Annotated in this window: 14 protein-coding genes, 1 tRNA gene and 1 pseudogene; 10 read left to right on the top strand and 6 right to left on the bottom strand. The window is 72.7% G+C overall.

The features are described 5' to 3' along the window. Positions 1 to 29 precede the first annotated feature (29 nt). Complete coding sequence (locus tag ACFWV8_RS09755; protein ID WP_384199295.1) at positions 30 to 626, bottom strand: histidine phosphatase family protein; 597 nt, start codon at positions 624 to 626, stop codon at positions 30 to 32. A gap of 232 nt (positions 627 to 858) precedes the next feature. Between ACFWV8_RS09755 and ACFWV8_RS09750 the strand changes: the two genes are divergently transcribed. From ACFWV8_RS09750 to ACFWV8_RS09720, 7 genes and pseudogenes are all read left to right on the top strand, one after another. Continuing rightward, positions 859 to 1,878, top strand: coding sequence for a phosphatase PAP2 family protein (locus tag ACFWV8_RS09750; RefSeq protein WP_384199293.1), 1,020 nt, complete (start codon positions 859 to 861; stop codon positions 1,876 to 1,878). Beyond that, positions 1,778 to 3,055 carry a hypothetical protein gene (locus ACFWV8_RS09745; protein WP_384199292.1) on the top strand — a complete coding sequence of 426 codons (1,278 nt, stop codon included), beginning with the start codon at positions 1,778 to 1,780 and terminating at the stop codon, positions 3,053 to 3,055. Before ACFWV8_RS09750 ends, ACFWV8_RS09745 begins: the two co-directional genes overlap by 101 nt. Further along, positions 3,046 to 4,749, top strand: coding sequence for a hypothetical protein (locus ACFWV8_RS09740; RefSeq protein WP_384199290.1), 1,704 nt, complete (start codon positions 3,046 to 3,048; stop codon positions 4,747 to 4,749). The genes ACFWV8_RS09745 and ACFWV8_RS09740 overlap by 10 nt, the downstream gene beginning before the upstream one ends. Continuing rightward, positions 4,746 to 6,101, top strand: a complete 1,356-nt coding sequence (locus tag ACFWV8_RS09735) for an AAA domain-containing protein (RefSeq protein ID WP_384199288.1) — start codon at positions 4,746 to 4,748, stop codon at positions 6,099 to 6,101. Before ACFWV8_RS09740 ends, ACFWV8_RS09735 begins: the two co-directional genes overlap by 4 nt. A 136-nt stretch (positions 6,102 to 6,237) precedes the next feature. Further along, entirely contained in the window at positions 6,238 to 6,585 is a 348-nt protein-coding gene (locus ACFWV8_RS09730) for a hypothetical protein (RefSeq protein ID WP_329387362.1), read from the top strand. A gap of 144 nt (positions 6,586 to 6,729) precedes the next feature. After that, positions 6,730 to 7,485: pseudogene (locus tag ACFWV8_RS09725) on the top strand (bifunctional DNA primase/polymerase). Beyond that, a tRNA-Lys gene (locus ACFWV8_RS09720) sits at positions 7,476 to 7,549 on the top strand. The pseudogene ACFWV8_RS09725 and the gene ACFWV8_RS09720 overlap by 10 nt, the downstream one beginning before the upstream one ends. An 87-nt stretch (positions 7,550 to 7,636) precedes the next feature. Here ACFWV8_RS09720 and ACFWV8_RS09715 read toward each other — a convergent pair. Continuing rightward, positions 7,637 to 8,911, bottom strand: coding sequence for a M6 family metalloprotease domain-containing protein (locus tag ACFWV8_RS09715; protein ID WP_384199375.1), 1,275 nt, complete (start codon positions 8,909 to 8,911; stop codon positions 7,637 to 7,639). 307 nt (positions 8,912 to 9,218) lie between these two features. On the opposite strand from ACFWV8_RS09715, the gene ACFWV8_RS09710 reads away from it, so the two are divergent. After that, the gene (locus ACFWV8_RS09710; RefSeq protein ID WP_384199287.1) at positions 9,219 to 11,120 is read left to right on the top strand and encodes a putative bifunctional diguanylate cyclase/phosphodiesterase; all 1,902 of its coding nucleotides are present in this window, start codon (positions 9,219 to 9,221) and stop codon (positions 11,118 to 11,120) included. Positions 11,121 to 11,141: 21 nt separating this feature from the next. On the opposite strand, the gene ACFWV8_RS09705 is transcribed toward ACFWV8_RS09710, so the two are convergent. The 4 genes from ACFWV8_RS09705 to ACFWV8_RS09690 form a co-directional block, all read right to left on the bottom strand. Continuing rightward, the gene (locus ACFWV8_RS09705; RefSeq protein WP_384199285.1) at positions 11,142 to 12,071 is read right to left on the bottom strand and encodes an NAD-dependent epimerase/dehydratase family protein; all 930 of its coding nucleotides are present in this window, start codon (positions 12,069 to 12,071) and stop codon (positions 11,142 to 11,144) included. Positions 12,072 to 12,216: 145 nt separating this feature from the next. Further along, positions 12,217 to 13,278 (bottom strand): LLM class flavin-dependent oxidoreductase, encoded by a 1,062-nt coding sequence (locus ACFWV8_RS09700; protein WP_384199283.1) that lies wholly within the window; start codon positions 13,276 to 13,278, stop codon positions 12,217 to 12,219. Between the two features lie 63 nt (positions 13,279 to 13,341). Then, positions 13,342 to 14,061, bottom strand: a complete 720-nt coding sequence (locus tag ACFWV8_RS09695) for a decarboxylase (protein WP_329387350.1) — start codon at positions 14,059 to 14,061, stop codon at positions 13,342 to 13,344. After that, positions 14,058 to 15,059: a decarboxylase gene (locus ACFWV8_RS09690; protein ID WP_329387348.1), complete on the bottom strand. Its 1,002-nt coding sequence runs from the start codon at positions 15,057 to 15,059 to the stop codon at positions 14,058 to 14,060. Before ACFWV8_RS09690 ends, ACFWV8_RS09695 begins: the two co-directional genes overlap by 4 nt. 131 nt (positions 15,060 to 15,190) lie before the next feature. Here ACFWV8_RS09690 and ACFWV8_RS09685 point away from each other — a divergent pair, with 131 nt between their 5' ends. Both ACFWV8_RS09685 and ACFWV8_RS09680 read left to right on the top strand, forming a co-directional pair. Then, on the top strand, positions 15,191 to 16,141 hold the full coding sequence (locus ACFWV8_RS09685) for a D-2-hydroxyacid dehydrogenase (RefSeq protein ID WP_384199280.1): 951 nt from the start codon (positions 15,191 to 15,193) through the stop codon (positions 16,139 to 16,141). Beyond that, complete coding sequence (locus ACFWV8_RS09680) at positions 16,134 to 17,543, top strand: amidase (protein WP_384199279.1); 1,410 nt, start codon at positions 16,134 to 16,136, stop codon at positions 17,541 to 17,543. Before ACFWV8_RS09685 ends, ACFWV8_RS09680 begins: the two co-directional genes overlap by 8 nt. Positions 17,544 to 17,588: the final 45 nt, after the last annotated feature.

The following is a 17,588-nucleotide window of genomic DNA, read 5'->3' as shown; positions in this document are numbered from 1 at the left end:
GCGGCCCGGCGCGCGGGCGGACGGCGGGGTCAGCCCGCGAGATGCCCCGTGTCGTTCCAGATGTCGATCGCCGGCGCCCCGTACGCCCAGTCCAGGACGGACAGCGACGTCGGCGCCAGCCGGATCCGGGACGCGAAGGACACGTCCTCGCCCAGCCAGCGCGCGCCGATCGCGCGCAGGATGTGGCCGTGCGCGAAGACCAGCACGTCACGGTCGGCCGAGCGTGCCCAGTCCACGACCTCGTCGGCGCGCGCGGCGACCTCGGCCAGGGTCTCGCCGTCGGGGACGCCGTCGCGCCAGATGAACCAGCCCGGCCGCACCGCCTGGATCTGCGCCGGGGTCATGCCCTCGTACGCGCCGTAGTCGAACTCCATCAACGCGTCCCAGGGGCGCGCCCGTCCGGCGAACCCGGCGAGTGCGCAGGTGTCGCTCGCGCGCAGCAGCGGGCTGGTGCGGACCTCCACGTCGGGCAGGCCGGACCACGGCCCGCGCTGCAGCCGCTCCCCCAGCAGCTTCGCGCCGCGCCTGCCCTCGTCGAGCAGAGGGACATCCGTCCTGCCGGTGTGCCTGCCGGACAGCGACCACGCCGTCTGACCGTGCCGGGCGAGGAGGACGCGCGATGCCATGGAAGCTCTCCCTCAGGTTCACAACAGGTGCCCTGCCATCATCCCGCACCTGAACACGGGGCAACCTTCGGGACGGTCCCGGCGTCCCCCTGATCAGCCGACGATCACGTCGCCGGGTGCTTCTGTTGACGCACGAGGGTTCGCAGGGGACCCCTCGCATGCGCGCGATCGCCTACACCGTACGGTTGAACGTCGGCGAAAGGCCGCGTAAAGCATGAGGGAGAACGTTCGGATGCGGCAGACCGACCGTGCGCGCACCGCCCACCGGCCACGCTGGTGGGCCGAACTGCTGCTGCTGGCGGTGCTGTACGGGGCGTACTCGGTGGGCCGGGTCCTGGCGCGTGGCGATGTGTCGACGGCCGTCGACCACGGTCTGGCGATCCTCCGAATAGAGAAGGCGTTCTTCCTGAACGCCGAACATCCCCTCAACCGGCTCTTCACGGACACCCCGGCCCTCGGGATACCCGCCGACTTCATGTACGCCTCGCTGCACTACGTCGTCACCCCGGCGGTCCTGATCTGGCTCTTCCGGCGCCGCCCCGCGCACTACCGGGCGGCCCGCACCTGGCTGATGGCCTCCACGCTGCTCGGCCTGATCGGTTTCGTCTTCCTTCCGACCTGCCCGCCCCGGCTGCTGGAGGCCGGTTACGGCTTCGTCGACACGATGGCGCAGTACAGCTCGTACGGCTGGTGGGGCGCCGAGGCGAGCGCGCCGCGCGGGCTCGGCGGGATGACCAACCAGTACGCGGCGATGCCGAGCCTGCACGTCGGCTGGGCGCTGTGGTGCGGGGTGCTGCTGTGGCGGCACGGGAAGGCGCCGCTGCTGCGCTTCGTCGGCGCGCTCTATCCGCTGGTCACCGTGATCGTGGTGATGGGAACGGCGAACCACTACTTCCTCGACGCGGTCGCCGGGGCCGCGGTGATGGCGGCGGGCGCGATGCTGACCAGGCCCGTGCTGCGGGCGGCCGACCGGGGGTGGGCGCGCGCGACCGGCCGGTACGCGTTCGTGGGCAGGCTGGTGCGGGTGGCGGCGTCCGAGGAACGGCTGTCGTCGAAGGGGGGTTCCGTCACGGTCGCGAAGAGTTCGGCGAACTCCCCGGCAGACCCGGTCACACACACGAATGTCAGTGACGGATGCGAGACTTCCGCGGGTGAGCGATTCCCCGGGCAGCGCACCCGCACCAACAGCAGCACCGGCAACCCCGGAAGTACCGGAGCCGCGACCGGCGACGCTCCGGCAGCGGCTCGCTGAGCTGCGCGGACCGGACGTCGCGCCGCATCCGCTGGACGCCCGCGCGCTGGCCGCTCTCGCCGCCAACCCCGGGTGCGGACGCCGTGCGCTGCTGGACGGCGCCGGGGTCGACAAGACCGCGCTGGCGGCGGCGCTCGGCTCTCCGGCGCCGTTCGGGCAGTCGCAGTTCGCTTTCATGCGGGGCAACGCCTTCGAGGCGCGCGTCAAGGCCGACGGCGGTACGGAGCTGCTGCGGCTGCTGCACGAGCGGATGGGCGCGGGGGCGCCGCCGCCGGTGCCCGGTGAGGTGCGTGTCCCCGATCTGACGGCGGCCGGTCCCGAGGGACGCGTCGCGCGTACGGCGCTGGCGCTGCGTGAGGCGACCGACGAGGCCGGCGTGACCGGCTCGGTGCCCGGGTCCGGCGCGTGGACGCTGCTGGTGCACCCGCTGCTCGCGCTGGAGGTGGCGGGCTCGCCCGCCTATCTGGAGCCGGACGCTGTGGTCGTGCGTCCGGACGGCCGGTGGATCGTGGTGGAGATCAAGTCCTTCCCGATGATCGACAGTTCGGCCGACCCGTCGAAGGTGGGCGCCGCCGCGCGGCAGGCCGCCGTGTACGTGCTGGCGCTGGAGCGGGTCGCCGCGCGGGTGACCGGCGCGCGGGTGGACCACTCGGTGCTGCTGGTCTGCCCCAGGGACTTCTCCAACCTGCCGACCGCCTCGGTCGTGGACGTACGCAAGCAACTGTCGGTGACCCGGCGGCAGCTGACCCGGCTCACCAGGATCGAGGACATCGCCGCGACTCTGCCCGAGGGCACCAGCTTCGATCCGGGGCGTTGCTCACCGGCCGAGCTGACGGCGGCGGTCGACGCGGTCCCGGCGGCGTACGCGCCGGAGTGTCTGGCCGCGTGCGAGCTGGCCTTCCACTGCCGGGGCCAGGCCCGCTCGACCGGCGCCGTGGAGGCACTGGGACGGGGTGTACGGGGCGAGTTGGGCGGCCTGACGACGGTCGGGGCCGTGCTGGCTGCGGCGCGCGGCGAGAGCGCGCCGGGGGTCACCGACGACGATCCGACGGTCGTGGCGCTGCGCAGGGCAGCCGCGCTGCGCGCCGAGGCGCTGAAGTCCCTCCCTGAGGGCCTGGACTCCCTCCTGGACGGCGCGAACTCCCTTCCGGAAGGCGCGGTGGCCGGATGTCGCTGATCAACACCCTCGCCCGGCTGGAGGCGGTGGAGAGCGGGCGCGCGCGACCGCTGACCACCGTGCGCCACCGGCGGCTGTCGGACCGCCCGCTGGTCTTCGTGCCGCTGACGACGGCGGGGGAGGCCGGTGCCCCGCTCGGCGCGCTCGTCGGTACGGACCGGGAGTCGCCCCGTCTGCTGACCGTGGCGCAGCCGCGCGACCGGGATCTGCGGTTCGCCTTCCTCGCCGATCTGGCGGAGGCGCTGCTGCCGCATCTGGACGCGTACGCGGACGATGTCGAGCCCGCCGAACGCGGCGAGACCGACCCGGAGACGGGCAAGCGCGTCAAGGTCGAGGTCGAACTCTGCGTGGACGCACCGCAGTTGATCGTGCCGAACCGGCCCGGTATCGACTTCGTACGGCTCCTTGGCCGGTCGATGCGGTTCCGGCGTACGGCGGAGCAGGACCCGGACACGCCGTATCCGGCGCCCGCGCGCGTGCCGCTGCTGGGCCGCTGGCTGACGCACTACGGCGAGCGGGCGCGGGTGCCGGGATCGTCGCTGCTGCTGGCGGCGACCGATCTGCTCAACAGGCACTGGGCGACCGGCCAGTCCAACCTGGAGGACCAGCATCTCGGCGCGCTGCTGGCCTGGATCGACCCGCCGGACGGCGGGTCGGGCCGGGACGCGGCGCTGCGTGCGGAGACCTCCCGGGACGGGCGCGGGCAGTTGCTCTGTCCGCCCGCGGGCCCGGCCACGGACCCGGCGTTCGACAACAGGCTGCTGGCGCCGGCGATCGACGAGTACGACCGGGCGCGTCAGTCGCTCGGGGCCGCCGAGGACGGCCTGGGCGCCGACGAGCAACTGGGCAGGCTGACCAGGGCCGAACGGGAGATCCGCAAGCTCCTGGAGAGCCAGGCGCGGCCCACGTGGGACGCGGTGTGGCGGGGTCTCGACCTGTTGCGGGAGCTGCCTGAGGGGGCGCGGGTGGCCGACCGCTGGACACGCGACCGCTGGTCCTTCACGGGCCATCGCGACCGGGTGCGCTCCGGCGAACCGCCGCAGCCCCGGCACGACGACGCGGTGACGGCGGCGCGGAAGCTGGCCTCACGGGAGACGGCACAGGCGCAGCTGGAGGCGCAGGAGGCGCTGGACGACCCGCTGGTGCTGGCCGGGCGCAGGCTCTCCGGCGAGGCGTTCGTCGGGGAGGTGACGGACGTGGTGATGGCCTACAGCGAGAGCAAGCGGCCGAGCCCGCGCCCCCTGATCACCCTGCACACCGAGGACCTGCCGCAGCTCGGCGAGCGCACGAAGGTCTACCGCTCGCTGGACGGCAAACCGCAGTCGGCGGAGTTCGTCGGCTGGGAGCCGGGGGGCCAGGGCATGCTGGTCGTGCGGCTGACGGACCGGATGGGCCGTGGCAGGGAGCCGGCCGAGGGGTCGGTCCCGGCGAAGGGCGACCGGATCGCCTGGACCCTGTTCGAACACGACCAGCGCGGGGGTCCGAAGCTGCCGTCGACCGAGGAGACGCCGTGGACGCACGGGGGGCCGCCGGGGGCGGAGGGTGCGGGGGCCGGACCCGGTGCCGGTGACGCCGCCGGTCCCGTCCTCGGAGCCGTACACGTTCCTGAGTCCCGTACGCCCGCCGACGACGCGCCCGCGCCGTCGCTCCCGCTGCCCCTTCCCGACCCGGTGACCGAGGACGACTTCCTGTGACCGCCACAACCGCATCCGACCGGGCCGGTTTCGACCCCGGTGCCGAAGCCGCGCGGGCCACCGACGCGATCCTGTACGACACGCTGCACGGCGCGTACCGGGGCGTGGTTGTCGACTCGCCGCCCGGCGCCGGGAAGTCGACGCTCGTGGTGCGCGCCGCGCTCGAACTGGCCACGGCGGGGCGGCCGTTGATGGTCGTCGCGCAGACCAACGCGCAGGTGGACGACCTCGTCTCACGGCTCGCCGAGAAAGCCCCCGACTTGCCCGTGGGCCGGCTGCACAGCAACGACCCGGACCCTTACGACCCGTCGCTCGACGAGCTGCCCTCCGTACGGAAGTCGGCGAAGGCGGCCGATCTCGCGGGCCTGGACGTCGTGGTGTCCACGGCCGCCAAGTGGGCGCATGTGCAGGGCGTGGAGCCGTGGCGGCACGCGATCGTGGACGAGGCGTACCAGATGCGTTCGGACGCGCTGCTCGCCGTCGCTGGGCTCTTCGAGCGGGCGCTGTTCGTGGGCGACCCGGGCCAGTTGGACCCGTTCAGCGTGGTCGGTGCCGACCAGTGGGCGGGGCTCAGCTACGACCCGTCGGCCAGCGCGGTCGCCACGCTGCTCGCGCACAATCCCGAACTGCCGCAGCACCGGCTCCCGGTGTCGTGGCGGCTGCCCGCGTCGGCCGCGCCGCTGGTGTCGGACGCGTTCTACCCGTACACGCCGTTCCGCAGCGGTACGGGCCCGGCGGACCGGCGGCTCACCTTCGCCGTCCCGTCGGACGGGTCGGGCCCGGACCGGGTGGTGGACGAGGCGGCGGCGTCCGGCTGGGGCCTGCTTGAGCTGCCCGCGCGGCGTACGCCCCGTACGGACCCCGAGGCGGTACGGGCGGTCGCGCTGGTGGTCCGCCGGCTGCTGGACCGGGGCGGCGCGACGGCCGGCGAGCGTGGCCCTGGGGCGGCGCCGCTGACGGCCGACCGCGTCGCGGTGGGCACGGCGCACCGCGACCAGGCGGCGGCGGTCCGCGCGGCGCTCGCGGAGCTGGGCGTGACGGGGGTGGCCGTGGACACGGCGAACCGGCTCCAGGGCCGTGAGTTCGACGTCACGGTGGTCCTGCACCCGCTCTCGGGCCGCCCGGACGCGACGGCGTTCCATCTGGAGACGGGCCGCCTGTGCGTGCTGACCTCCCGGCACCGCCACGCGTGCATCGTGGTCTGCCGCGCGGGAGTCCCGGAACTGCTCGACGAACACCCCTCGACGGAACCGGTCCAGCTGGGCGTCACGATCAAGTTCCCTGACGGGTGGGAGGCGAACCACGCGGTCCTCTCCCACCTGGCGGAACACCGCGTGCCCTGGCAGCCCTGAGGCCGGACAGTGGCCACGAGGCCGAGCCGCCGGAAGCGGCGGAGGCCCACTTGCGCGGGGCGGGACAATGGACGGTGGCCGAGGCGACACGTACGACATCTCAGGCACCCGCACCAGGAGCAAGCAGGAGGAACACATGGCGGAATCCGAGTCGGGTCAGCGGCGGCTGCGGCCCGCCCCGCTGCTGTTCGAGCCGTCGGAGGCGGTCTCCGATCCGGAGCACTTCTTCGACCTGGAGTCGATCGACGACCCGGGCACCCTGCTGGACCGGGCCACCGAGCTGACGCTCGCCTTCCGGGCCGCGACCGACCGGGCCGTGGAGTTCCAGGCCCTCGCCGCCGCCCAGCTCGCCGACCCGCGGCGGTTCGACCGGCTCACGGCCGCTGACATCGCCGCACGGGCGGAGTGGACCGAGGACTACGCCAAGAAGATGGTGGAGTTCGGGCGCGATCTGCTCCGCAACGGTCGCGCGCCAGGGGAGTGATCCCGTAGCGGACATCCGGCGGGCCCCTGCCGGGCTGGCGCCTGGCATATGCCGGGTCGCAGGTTACGCCCTCCCGCACCACCCTGTCCCGGTTTCCGGCAACTACCGGGATTCGGCCGGTTACTCCAGGTAGATGTAAGTGTCATGAGCGCATGGCTGCGAGATGAATCCCCTTTGAGTCCGGGTGCTTGCGACGACGAGCGCCGGACCGACATCTTCGACTTTCTCCGCGACGAAGGCCGCCACCACACGGCGCAGGTCACCGCGACCGGCGCCGGATGGCTCGCCTCCGCCGAGCCGTACCCCCGCTCCACGCTCGCCCTCTGGGAGGCCCGGCCGACCGCACCCGGTGTACTGCCCTGCGGCACCGTCTTCGACGTCGTCAACGTGCCCACCATCTTCGGCAGGCGCATGCTCGACCGGCTGTGGTCCGACGGTCCGGGCTCCGGTCCTGTCGCCACGCACCGGGGCCGGATGATGCTGTTCGCTGCCCCCGGCACCGCCCAGCGCCTGCCGTCGCTGCTGGCCTGGGAGGAGTGGGGGCGCTCGGCCCCGGAGGGCCGCGCGCCGGCCGTACCGCCGCTGCTCTGCCACGGCTCCGGCGACGCCGTGACCGTACCGCCGCTGGTCCCCGGCAATGGCGCGGCGCCGCGCTGGGTGGTCGCCCCCGACACCCGTCATCCATGGCTCCCGGGCCCGGAGGTGCTGCTGTGGGCGTGTGTGCGGGCGAGCCGTCCCGCGTTACGGACGGCGGTCGCCCGAACCCGCACCGGCGCGGTGACGAGCCTGCCGGGTTCCCGCCCCTGAGCAGCGCACCAGCGTCATTCGGGGCCTGTCATATCGATTTTTCTTCGCACCGATCCTGGTGCTAAGGTCTACGACGTCAGCAGGCGCCGCTAGCTCAGTTGGTTAGAGCAGCTGACTCTTAATCAGCGGGTCCGGGGTTCGAGTCCCTGGCGGCGCACAGACAGGGAAAGCCCCTCGCGAGAGCGGGGGGCTTTTTCGTACGTACGGACGTCGGACCCCGTCGTGGCCTCAGACCCCCGTGGCCTCAGACCCCCGTCGTGACCTTCACCGTCCACGCGCCGGCCGGCGTACGGTCGGCCACCTCCACCTTCGTGCCCTCCCCCGGCACCGTGAACGTCTCCCCGACCCCCAGCGGCGCGTCCGCCAGCGGCGGGTAGACCGACTGGTCCCAGCAGGCCTCGCTGTCCGGGTGGGCGTCCACCACCTCGATGGGGCCGCCGCCCGACTCGGTCTCGCCCCGCACCCGGTAGATCAGCACCCCCTCGGTGCAGGTGGTGGAGTCGTTCCCGGTGGAGCCGCGCGCCTCGATCGCCAGGGCCGAGTTCTCGCCCGTCCTGACCACCGCGAGCCGGGTCCCGGCGCTCGCGCCGACCGGGGGCGCGGTGTCCAGCGGTTCCAGGGTGAGCATGCTGCTGCCGGTCGGCTTCACACAGCTGACCTGCCGTCTTTCGAGCCAGCCCAGCTTCCATTTGTGCCAGCCGAACAGGTCGGGAGCCAGTCCGAACTGGCTGCCCATCACATCCCAGTCGCCGACGTGGGTGTCCCAGTCGCCCTTGCCGTCGGTCGGCCGGTGATAGAGGTCGGGCAGGTCGAATACGTGTCCGGTCTCATGGGCCAGCACATTGCGGTCGGGGGGATGGCGCTCGAAGACGGTGACGACGCGCTCGATGTCCGTGCCGTCCGCGGTGAGCGGACGGTCGAAGTTGACCACTTTCGTCGCGTCCGAGTCCACGCCGGGCGCGTCCGGATCGGCGACCAGATAGACGAGGTCGTACCGCGAGAAGTCGATCACCGGATCGGCGACCGCCAGCGCGTCCCGGAGGTACGTGGTGCGCATCTCCGGCTCCCAGTCGCGCCTTATGGCGTAGTCCGTGGAGGGGCGGGGCATCTCGATCCACCGGAGCCGGGGGTGCGCGCGCAGGGCGAACTTCCCGTACGAGGCCCGCTCGAAGAATCTGCTGGTCGCCGGGAAGTGGTCGGAGACCAGCTCGGCCGGGTCGAGCCGTGGCTCCGAGTCCGGGAAGGACAGGAAGACCATGACCGCGTCGAGGGTCGTGGCCGGGCGCGGGTAGGCGGCGTTCCAGGTGTCGAGGCCGAGCGAGTGGTGCGCCGCGGTACGGGGCAGGGCGCACGGTCCGGCGGAGTTCGCCGCCACGGCGGGGCCGGCCACCAGTGAGGTGGCGGCGACCGCGACGAGGGAGGTAAAGGCCGCGGCGGTGCTGCGCAGGCGTGGCCGTTCCACTCCCCCGTGTGTCGGGCGACGCTCCACGTGGACCTCCGGCTGTGGAATGCGGGACAGCTCACCCACCTTGTGCCTTTTCGCCGGAGAACGCCCTGTTCCGCTGGACCGGTTGGGTGAGCGGGGCGACACCCCCGGTGGACCACGGAAAGTCACAATCGGTCAGGCCGGAGACATCCCTCGTACATCCCGCGCCGCAGCCGCGCAGAAACGATCGTCCGGTGCCCCGGTGTCGGCCTCGCGCGCCCGGGTTCACCGCCGGGAGCTGGAACGGCCTGCCGCCCGGCCTCTATGATCGGCAGACTTATCTGCGCCGACCATCCCGAATCACCCCCTGTACGACACCACAGCACCGCGGGAGCGAGCCGTGAGCGGAACCTCCGAAAGGCCGCGGGCCGCGGCAGTCGCGGCACCCGATTCCGGCGCACCCTCGGTTACGGAACGTGATGCTCTGGCCATGCTGGACGGTACGGGCTTCGCCCTCGGTGAGCTGCGGGCCCTCACGCGCCCCGCTCCCGTCCAGCCCACCCCCGCCGGCCACCGCGCCGACCGCGACCTGCGCGACTACCGCGCGGCCTTCAACGCCGCCCGGCTCCCCATGGCCGTCGTGGACCGCCGGGGGACCGTCGTCACCGCCAACGACGCCCTCGCGGAACTGGTCGGCAGCGAGCGCGCCGAGCTGCGCGACCGTGCCGCCGCCGACCTGGTCGACCTCGCATCCGACGACCGGACCTGGCACGCGTACCACGAAGTGCTGCGCGGGCGCCGCTCCCGCTTCCGCTGCACCCGCCGGCTCAAGCACCCCGACGGCCGCACGCTCTGGGCCGAGGTCACCGTCGCGCCCTTGCCCGACGGCGGCACCGTGCTGCTCTCCCTCTCGGACATCAGCGAGCGGCGCGAACTCCACGCGAGGATCCGGCACCTCCAGATGCACGACCCGGTGACCCGGCTGCCCAACCGCACGCTGTTCTTCGAGCGGCTCTCCGCCGCGCTCGAATCGTCGTACGACCATGGCAGAACAGGGCGGATCGGTCTCTGCTACCTGGATCTGGACGGGTTCAAGGCCGTCAACGACACCCTCGGGCACCGGGTCGGCGACCGGCTGCTCGCCGCCGTCGCGAGCCGGCTCACCGAGTGCGCCGACAGCGACGGGCACAGCCGCGGCGGCAGCCATCTCGTGGCGCGCCTCGGCGGCGACGAGTTCGCGGTCCTGGTCGAGGACTCCGCCGGTACGGAACAACTCGCCGACCTCGCCCGCACCGTACTCGCCGCGCTCCAGCTCCCCTTCGACCTGGCCGGCCAGCGGCTCTCGGTCTCGGCGTCCATCGGCGTCGTCGAACGGGCCACCGACGGCACCACCCCCACCGGTCTGATGCAGGTCGCCGACACGACGCTCTACTGGGCGAAGGCGGACGGCAAGGCGCGCTGGACCCTCTTCGACCCGGAGCGCAACGCGCACCGGATGACGCGCCAGGCGCTGTCGTCCACGCTGCGTCCGGCGGTCGAGCGCGAGGAGTTCGTGCTCCAGTACCAGCCGCTGGTGGGGATGGCCGACGGAGCGGTCCAGGGCGTGGAGGCGCTGGTGCGCTGGAGCCATCCGCAGTTCGGTGTCCTCGCGCCCGACCGCTTCATCGGGATCGCCGAGGAGGACGGCTCGATCGTGCAGCTCGGGCGGTGGGTGCTGCGTACGGCGTGTCTCCAGGCCCGGCAGTGGCAGCGGGACCACCCGGCGGAGCGCCCGCTGTTCGTGAGCGTCAACGTCGCCGTACGGCAGGTCTGGGACTCCGACCTGGTGGCCGATGTGGCCGCGATCCTCGCCGAGACGGGTCTGGCGCCGCGTCTGCTGCAACTGGAGCTGACCGAGTCCGCGGTGATGGGCTCGGCGGGCCGGCCGCTCCAGGCACTTCAGGCGCTGAGCGACATGGGCGTGCGGATCGCCATCGACGACTTCGGGACCGGCTACTCGAACCTCGCCTATCTGAGCCGGCTGCCCGTCTCCGTACTGAAGCTGGACGGCTCCTTCGTACGGGGCTTCCGTTACGACGGGGGCGCGCACCCCAATCCGGCGGACGAGACGATCGTCGAGACGCTGGTCCATCTCGCCCACCGGCTGGGCCTGACCGTCACGGCGGAGTGCGTGGAGACGGCGGGGCAGGCGGCGCGTCTGCGCCGGATCGGGTGCGACACCGGGCAGGGCTGGCTGTACTCGCGCGCGGTGGGGCCGGAGCGGATCGCGGAGATGATCGGGGCAGGACCGCTGAAGGTCTGACTCCCGCCCCGCCGCTCGCGGTCAGGCGGCGCGGGCCCGCAGGTCCTTCATGGTCTCCAGGAGCGCGTCGTCGGTGGAGGCGGGCGTGATGCCGAAAGCCGCCGTGGCCGCCGACGAGTCGAGTACGAACGGCGCCGCGCTCTGGTAGCGGATCTCCCAGACCTCGCGGGCATCAGTGTTGAACAGCCCGGCGATCCTGAGCAGCGGCGCGGGAATCGGCGCCAGGCGCGGGGCCGGGGCCCCGATCAGTTCCGCGGCGCGGACGGCCAGGGCGCGCACGGACACCGGTGGCGGGGACGGTACGTGCCAGGGCCTGCCCCAGGCGCTCTCGTCCGCCGCGACCGCCACCAGGGTGCGGGCGACGTCACCCACGTACGTCCAGCTGTGCGGCGCGTCCAGGTCCCCGGGCGCCGACGCCTTCTTCCCGGCCAGCACCTTCGGCAGGAGCAGGACGGTGGCGGTGGAGGTCACGCCGGCGCCGAGGTAGTCGGAGCCGCGCACCTCGGCGGTACGGATCCGGCCCGCCTCGTGGGCGGCGAGCGCGTCCGCCCACAGCTTCGCGCGGACCCGGCCCTTGACAGAGTTCGGCCGCTGGGGCGTCCGCTCGGTCATCGGGGCGTCCACGGGGCCGTAACCGTAGAGGTTCCCGGTGGTGACCAGTACGGCGCCACTGGCTTCGGCGGCGCCGATCAGTGCCGCGCCCAGCGGTGGCCAGTCGGTCCCCCACCGGTGGTAGGCCGGGCCGCCGCAGCTGAAGAGGGTGGTGGCGTCCGCGGTGTGGCGGGTGAGGGTGGCCGCGTCGGAGGCGTCGGCCGCGACCCGCTCGATGCCCGCGTGCTCGGGGCCGCCGCCGGAGCGGGTGATCAGGCGGACGCGTTCGCCCGAGTCGGCGAGCAGGCGAGCGGTGGCCGTTCCCACGGGACCCGCGCCGACGATGACATGCGGCGACATGGCTCGACCTCTGTTCCGTATCCCGGTGCGTGCCCAGTGGGTCCGCGAGGGGCCCTCGGGCGTGTCACCGAGCATCCTGGCGTACCGCGCGCCGGGCCCGCACCCGTGGGTGGCCTCGGGCCCGGACGCGCGGTACGTCCCGTGGTCAGGCCGGCAGGCCGTAGGCGTCGGCGATCAGGTCGTAGCTGCGCAGCCGCGCCTCGGCGCCGTGGGCGTTGGCGGTGAGCATCAGCTCGTCGGCGCCGGTGCGCTTCTGGAGGTCGTCCAGGCCGGCGCGGACGGCGTCCGGGGTGCCGTGGACGATGTTCGTCAGCCAGCTGTCCACGAAGTCGCGCTCCTGCGCGCTGAAGCTGTACGCCTCCGCCTCCTCGGGCGTCGGGACGAGCCCGGGGCGCCCGGTGCGCAGCCGCAGCATCGACAGCGCGCCCGTCAGCACCTGGCGGCGGGCCTCGTTCTCGTCATCGGCGGCGAGGGCGGCGACGCCGATCAGCGCGTACGGGGCGTCGAGCACGGCGGACGGCCGGAAGGACTCACGGTAGAGGTCCAGCGCGGGGATGGTGTTCTGCGCCGAGAAGTGGTGCGCGAAGGCGAACGGCAGCCCGAGCGTGGCGGCGAGCCGGGCGCTGAAGCCGGAGGAGCCGAGGAGCCAGATCGGCGGCCGGGCCGCCGGGCCCTGGACGGGTCCGGGGACGGCGTGGATGCGGGAGTACGGGTGCCCGTTCGGGAAGTCGTCGTCCAGGAAGCGGGTGAGCTCGGCGAGCTGCTGCGGGAAGTCGTCGGCGCCCTCGTTCAGCCGGTCGGTGCGGCGCAGCGCGGCGGCCGTCGCCCCGTCGGTGCCGGGCGCCCGGCCGAGCCCGAGGTCGACGCGCCCGGGGGCGAGTGCCTCCAGGGTGCCGAACTGCTCGGCGATGACGAGCGGCGCGTGGTTGGGCAGCATGACGCCGCCCGAGCCGAGGCGGATGCGCTCGGTGTGGGCGGCGAGGTGGGAGAGGATCACGGCCGGCGACGAGGAGGCGACACCGGGCATCGAGTGGTGCTCGGCGACCCAGTGCCGCTCGTAGCCCCGGCGCTCGCCGAGCTTGGCGATCTCGACGCTGGTCAGCAGCGAATGCCGTGCGGTGCTCCCGCTGCCGACGGTGACCAGGTCCAGTACGGACAGCGGCACGGGCGCGGTGCCCAGCGCCGTACCTCGAATTGCGTCAACCACCGGTGGGAGCCCTCCTGAGCGGAAATCAAGTACGGTTCCACCCAACAGGAGGACGGCTCCGTTTTATTCCCGGCTCGCGAAGAGCGTCCCCAGCTTCGGGGCCCACGCGTGCCGCTCGACCAGGCGCAGGCCCTCCCAGACCGTGACCTGGTTCGCGGTGAGGACCGGCTTGCCCACGGCCTCCTCCAGCTCCGGCAGATACGCCACGGTGTGCAGCGCCGTGTCCGGCAGGAGAAGGACTTCCGCGTCCGGGTGGTCACCCTCCCGGGCCAGGGCCAGTACCTCGTCCCGGCCCCAGGTGCCGACCTCGGCCGCCGTGATGATGCCGCTGCCGCGCGTGGAGACCACCTCGATGCCCGCCGACTTCAGGAAGGCGGCGAAGTAGCCCGCGACGTCCTCCGGATAGGTGGCGGCGACCGCGACCTTCCGGGCGCCCAGCGCCTGGACCGCGTGCGCGAAGGCGAAGGACGTGCTCGAAGCCGGCAGTCCCGCCTCCATCGCCAGCGTGCGGGCCTGCTCGTGCGCGCCGTCCCAGCCGTACACGAAGCTGCCGCTCGTGCACGCCCAGACCACGGACTCGGCGCCCGCCATCCGCAGCTCCTCGACACCGTCCGCCAACCGCCGCGCCGAGCCCATTTCCAGGAGCGCGTCCACGCGGTGGGCGTCCTCACCGATGTCGGTGTGGACGAGGGGCAGTCTGATGTCGCTGTCGAAGAGCATCTCCAGCCGGGGGTAGTCGTCCTCGGCGGAGTGGCCGGGGTAGAGAAGTCCGACGGTCGTCATGTCCACCCTTCCTGTTCCTCGGTCGGAGCGTCCGGCTGGGAGGGCTGCGCCCACTCACCGGGCTGGCCCGGCTGGCTGTCCTGCATCTGCTGGACCGGTTCCATCCGCTCCTTCTCCGCCCGCTCCATCTCCGCCATGCCGGGGATGTCGCCGATCTCGGAGATCTCGTTGATCCGGGCGATCTCGGAGATCGGGACCACGGGAATGTCCGAGATCTCGGAGAGGTCTCCCATTACTTCCAGCGTAGGCACGTGGCGCACCGGAGGCGGGTCGAGCAGCAGGCCCTGATACGGGCCTACCGCGTGCGCGCCTATTCTGCGCAGGGCCGCCCACATCGTGACCTGGTTCGCCGACAGCACCGGCATCCTCAGCTCAGCCTCCAACTGGGGGATCGCGTCGTACGTCGGCAGGTTCGTGCAGCTGATGAACAGCGCGTCGGCCGCACCGACGACGGCCTGCCGCGCCATGTCCACGACCGACCGGTACGGCACCTTCCAGATGTGCCGGGTCAGCCCCAGGAAGGCGCGACCCGTGACGGTTACCCCGGCCTCCGCCAGGTAGTCCTCCAGCGACTCGGTGACCGACTCCGTATAGGGCGTGACCAGGGCGATCCGTTTCGCGCCCAGCTCCTCCAGCGCTTCGAGGAGCGCGCCCGACGTGGTGAGCGAGGGCACCTCGCCCGCCCTCGTCATCGCCTCGGTCATGGCCCGCTCACCGACGACACCGCCGACGAAGCTGCCCGACGTGCAGGCGTACGCGATCACCTCAGGTTCGGACGCTCCCAGGGCCCGCACCGCTTCTCCGAGGGTCTCGTGCTCACTCACGAGGCGGGCAAGGTCCAGCGACACCTCGACGGGGACGTAGGGCGTCCTCGTCAGGCGCAGCGAGATCTCGTCCGGCATCCAACGCCAGAGTTCACGATCAAGAGCGAAATCGAATGGGGCGACCACACCGACACCACGCTGCGGCTGCGGTCCGCCCAGAAAGGAGACATCCATGGCACGGCCCCCCTTTTGGCTGTTGTTGACGACGGTAGGAGGTAAATGCGAGCGTGGTCAATCCGCACAGGAAATACGTTGCAAGAGTTTTCCTCGGGGAAATCCCCGCCCCGCTCAGAAGGGCTCTCCCGATGGCCGAACCAACCCTTCTCGTCCTGGGTGCCGACCCGCCGCCTCGCCTCGGCCGGCTGACCGGCCGAGCCCGGATCGTGTACGCGGACGACTCCACCCTCGCCGCTCAACTCCCCCTGGCTGACGTCCTGTTGGCGTGGGACTTCACTTCGGACGCGATCCGGCTCGCCTGGCCGGGGGACGGCCCACGGCCGGTCTGGGTCCACACGGCGAGCGCCGGTGTGGACCGGCTGCTCAGTCCCGAGCTGATCAACTCCGAAACATTGGTGACTAACGCCCGTGGCATCTTCGAGGAGCCCATTGCCGAATACGTGGCGGCTCTGGTCCTTGCCATGGCCAAGGATCTGCCCGGAACTCTCGAACTCCAGCGCCAGCGGCGCTGGCGCCACCGTGAGGGACTGCGGGTCGCAGGCAGCCGCGCGACCGTCGTCGGCGCGGGTCCGATCGGCCGGGCGGTCGCCGACACGCTGAGGGCGCTCGGCCTGACGGTGGCGGTCACCGGCCGCACGGCGCGCCCGGGTATCCACGGCGCCGACGAGCTCGACCGGCTGCTGACGCGGTCCGACTGGGTGATCTGCGCGGCGCCGCTCACGGAGAGCACGCGCGGCATGTTCGGCGCGCGTCTCCTCGGTCTGATGCAGCCGTCCGCGCGCTTCATCAATGTGGGGCGCGGTCAGCTCGTGGACGAGAACGCGCTCGTGGACGCCGTGTCCAAGCGCTGGATCGCGGGCGCGGCCCTCGATGTCTTCGAGGCCGAGCCGATCGATCCGCAGAGCCGTCTGTGGGACGTGCCCGGCCTGATCGTGTCGCCGCACATGAGCGGCGACACCGTGGGCTGGCGCGACCGACTGGGCGAGCAGTTCGTCGAGCTTTACGACATCTGGGCGTCCGGAAAGCCATTGCCTAACGTGGTGGACAAGAAACGTGGGTACGTCCCCATGCATGACTGAGTCCATGTTCCTGACCGATCTCACCGCTCGACAGCTGCTGGCCGGCTACGAGAGAGGCGACTTCTCACCGGTCGACGTGGCGCGCGCCACGCTGGACCGGATCGAGGCGATCGAACCGCTCGTCAACGCCTTCGTCCGGGTCGACGCCGACGCGGCGCTGGCCGCCGCCGAGGAGTCCACCGTCCGGTGGCGCGGGAAGGAGCCCCGGGGGCTGCTCGACGGGGTCCCCGTCTCGGTGAAGGACATGTTCCTCCAGCGTGGCGGGCCGACCCTGCGCGGCAGCCGGACGGTCGATCCGGCCGGTCCCTGGAACGAGGACGCGCCCGCCGTGGCGCGGCTGCGCGAGCACGGCGCGGTCCTCGTCGGCAAGACCACGACACCGGAGTTCGGCTGGAAGGGTGTCACGGACTCGCCGCTGAGCGGGGTGACCCGTAATCCGTACGACCTGTCCAGGACCGCCGGCGGGTCCAGCGGCGGCAGCGCGACGGCGGTGGCGCTCGGCGCGGCTCCGCTTTCGATCGGCACCGACGGCGGCGGCTCGGTCCGGATCCCCGCGTCCTTCTGCGGCATCTTCGGGCTCAAGCCCACCTACGGGCGGATCCCGCTCTTCCCGTCCAGCGCGTTCGGCACGCTGGCGCACGCCGGTCCGATGGCCCGGGACGCCGCCGACGCCGCGCTCCTGCTCGACGTCATCAGCGGTCCGGACTGGCGGGACTGGTCGCAGCTCGCCCCGGCGCCGGGCGTCGGCGCCGTCCTGGCCGACGGGGTGGCGGGGCTGCGGATCGGGTACTCGCCGTCGTTCGGCGGCCAGGTCGCGGTGCGGCCGGACGTGGCCGCGGCGGTACGGCGCGGGGTGGCGCGGCTCGCGGAGCTGGGCGCGTACATCGAGGAGGCCGACCCCGACATCTCGGACCCGGTGGAGGCGTTCCACACGCTGTGGTTCACGGGCGCTGCCCGGGTGACGCAGTCGCTCGGCGACGCGCAGCGCGAGCTGCTCGACCCGGGGCTGAAGGAGATCGTCGCAGCGGGGTCCGAGGCGAGCGCGCTGGACTATCTGGCGGCCGTGGACGCGCGGATGGAGCTGGGCAGGCGGCTCGGCCGGTTCCACGAGACGTACGACCTGCTGGTCACGCCGACCCTGCCCGTCACCGCCTTCGAGGCGGGCGTCGAGGTGCCGAAGGGCTCGGGGCACCACCGCTGGACCGGCTGGACCCCGTTCACGTACCCCTTCAATCTGACCCAGCAGCCCGCGGCGACCGTGCCGTGCGGAGTGGACGCGGACGGGCTGCCGATCGGCCTCCAGCTGATCGGTGCCCGTCACGCGGACGCGCTGGTGATGCGGGCGGCACACGCGCTGTACGAGTCGGGCGCGGCGTCGCTCCCGGCTCCCACCGGCGCGTAGTGCTCTGACCGCACGGGTTCACCGGTCCCGTCCGGGCCGCCCCGT

It is taken from the genome of Streptomyces sp. NPDC058665 (genome assembly GCF_042714995.1).
In the GTDB taxonomy this organism is placed as follows: Bacteria; Actinomycetota; Actinomycetes; order Streptomycetales; family Streptomycetaceae; genus Streptomyces.
Note: the sequence above shows the minus strand (reverse complement) of the source record. Positions and strands in the feature narration are given on the sequence as shown.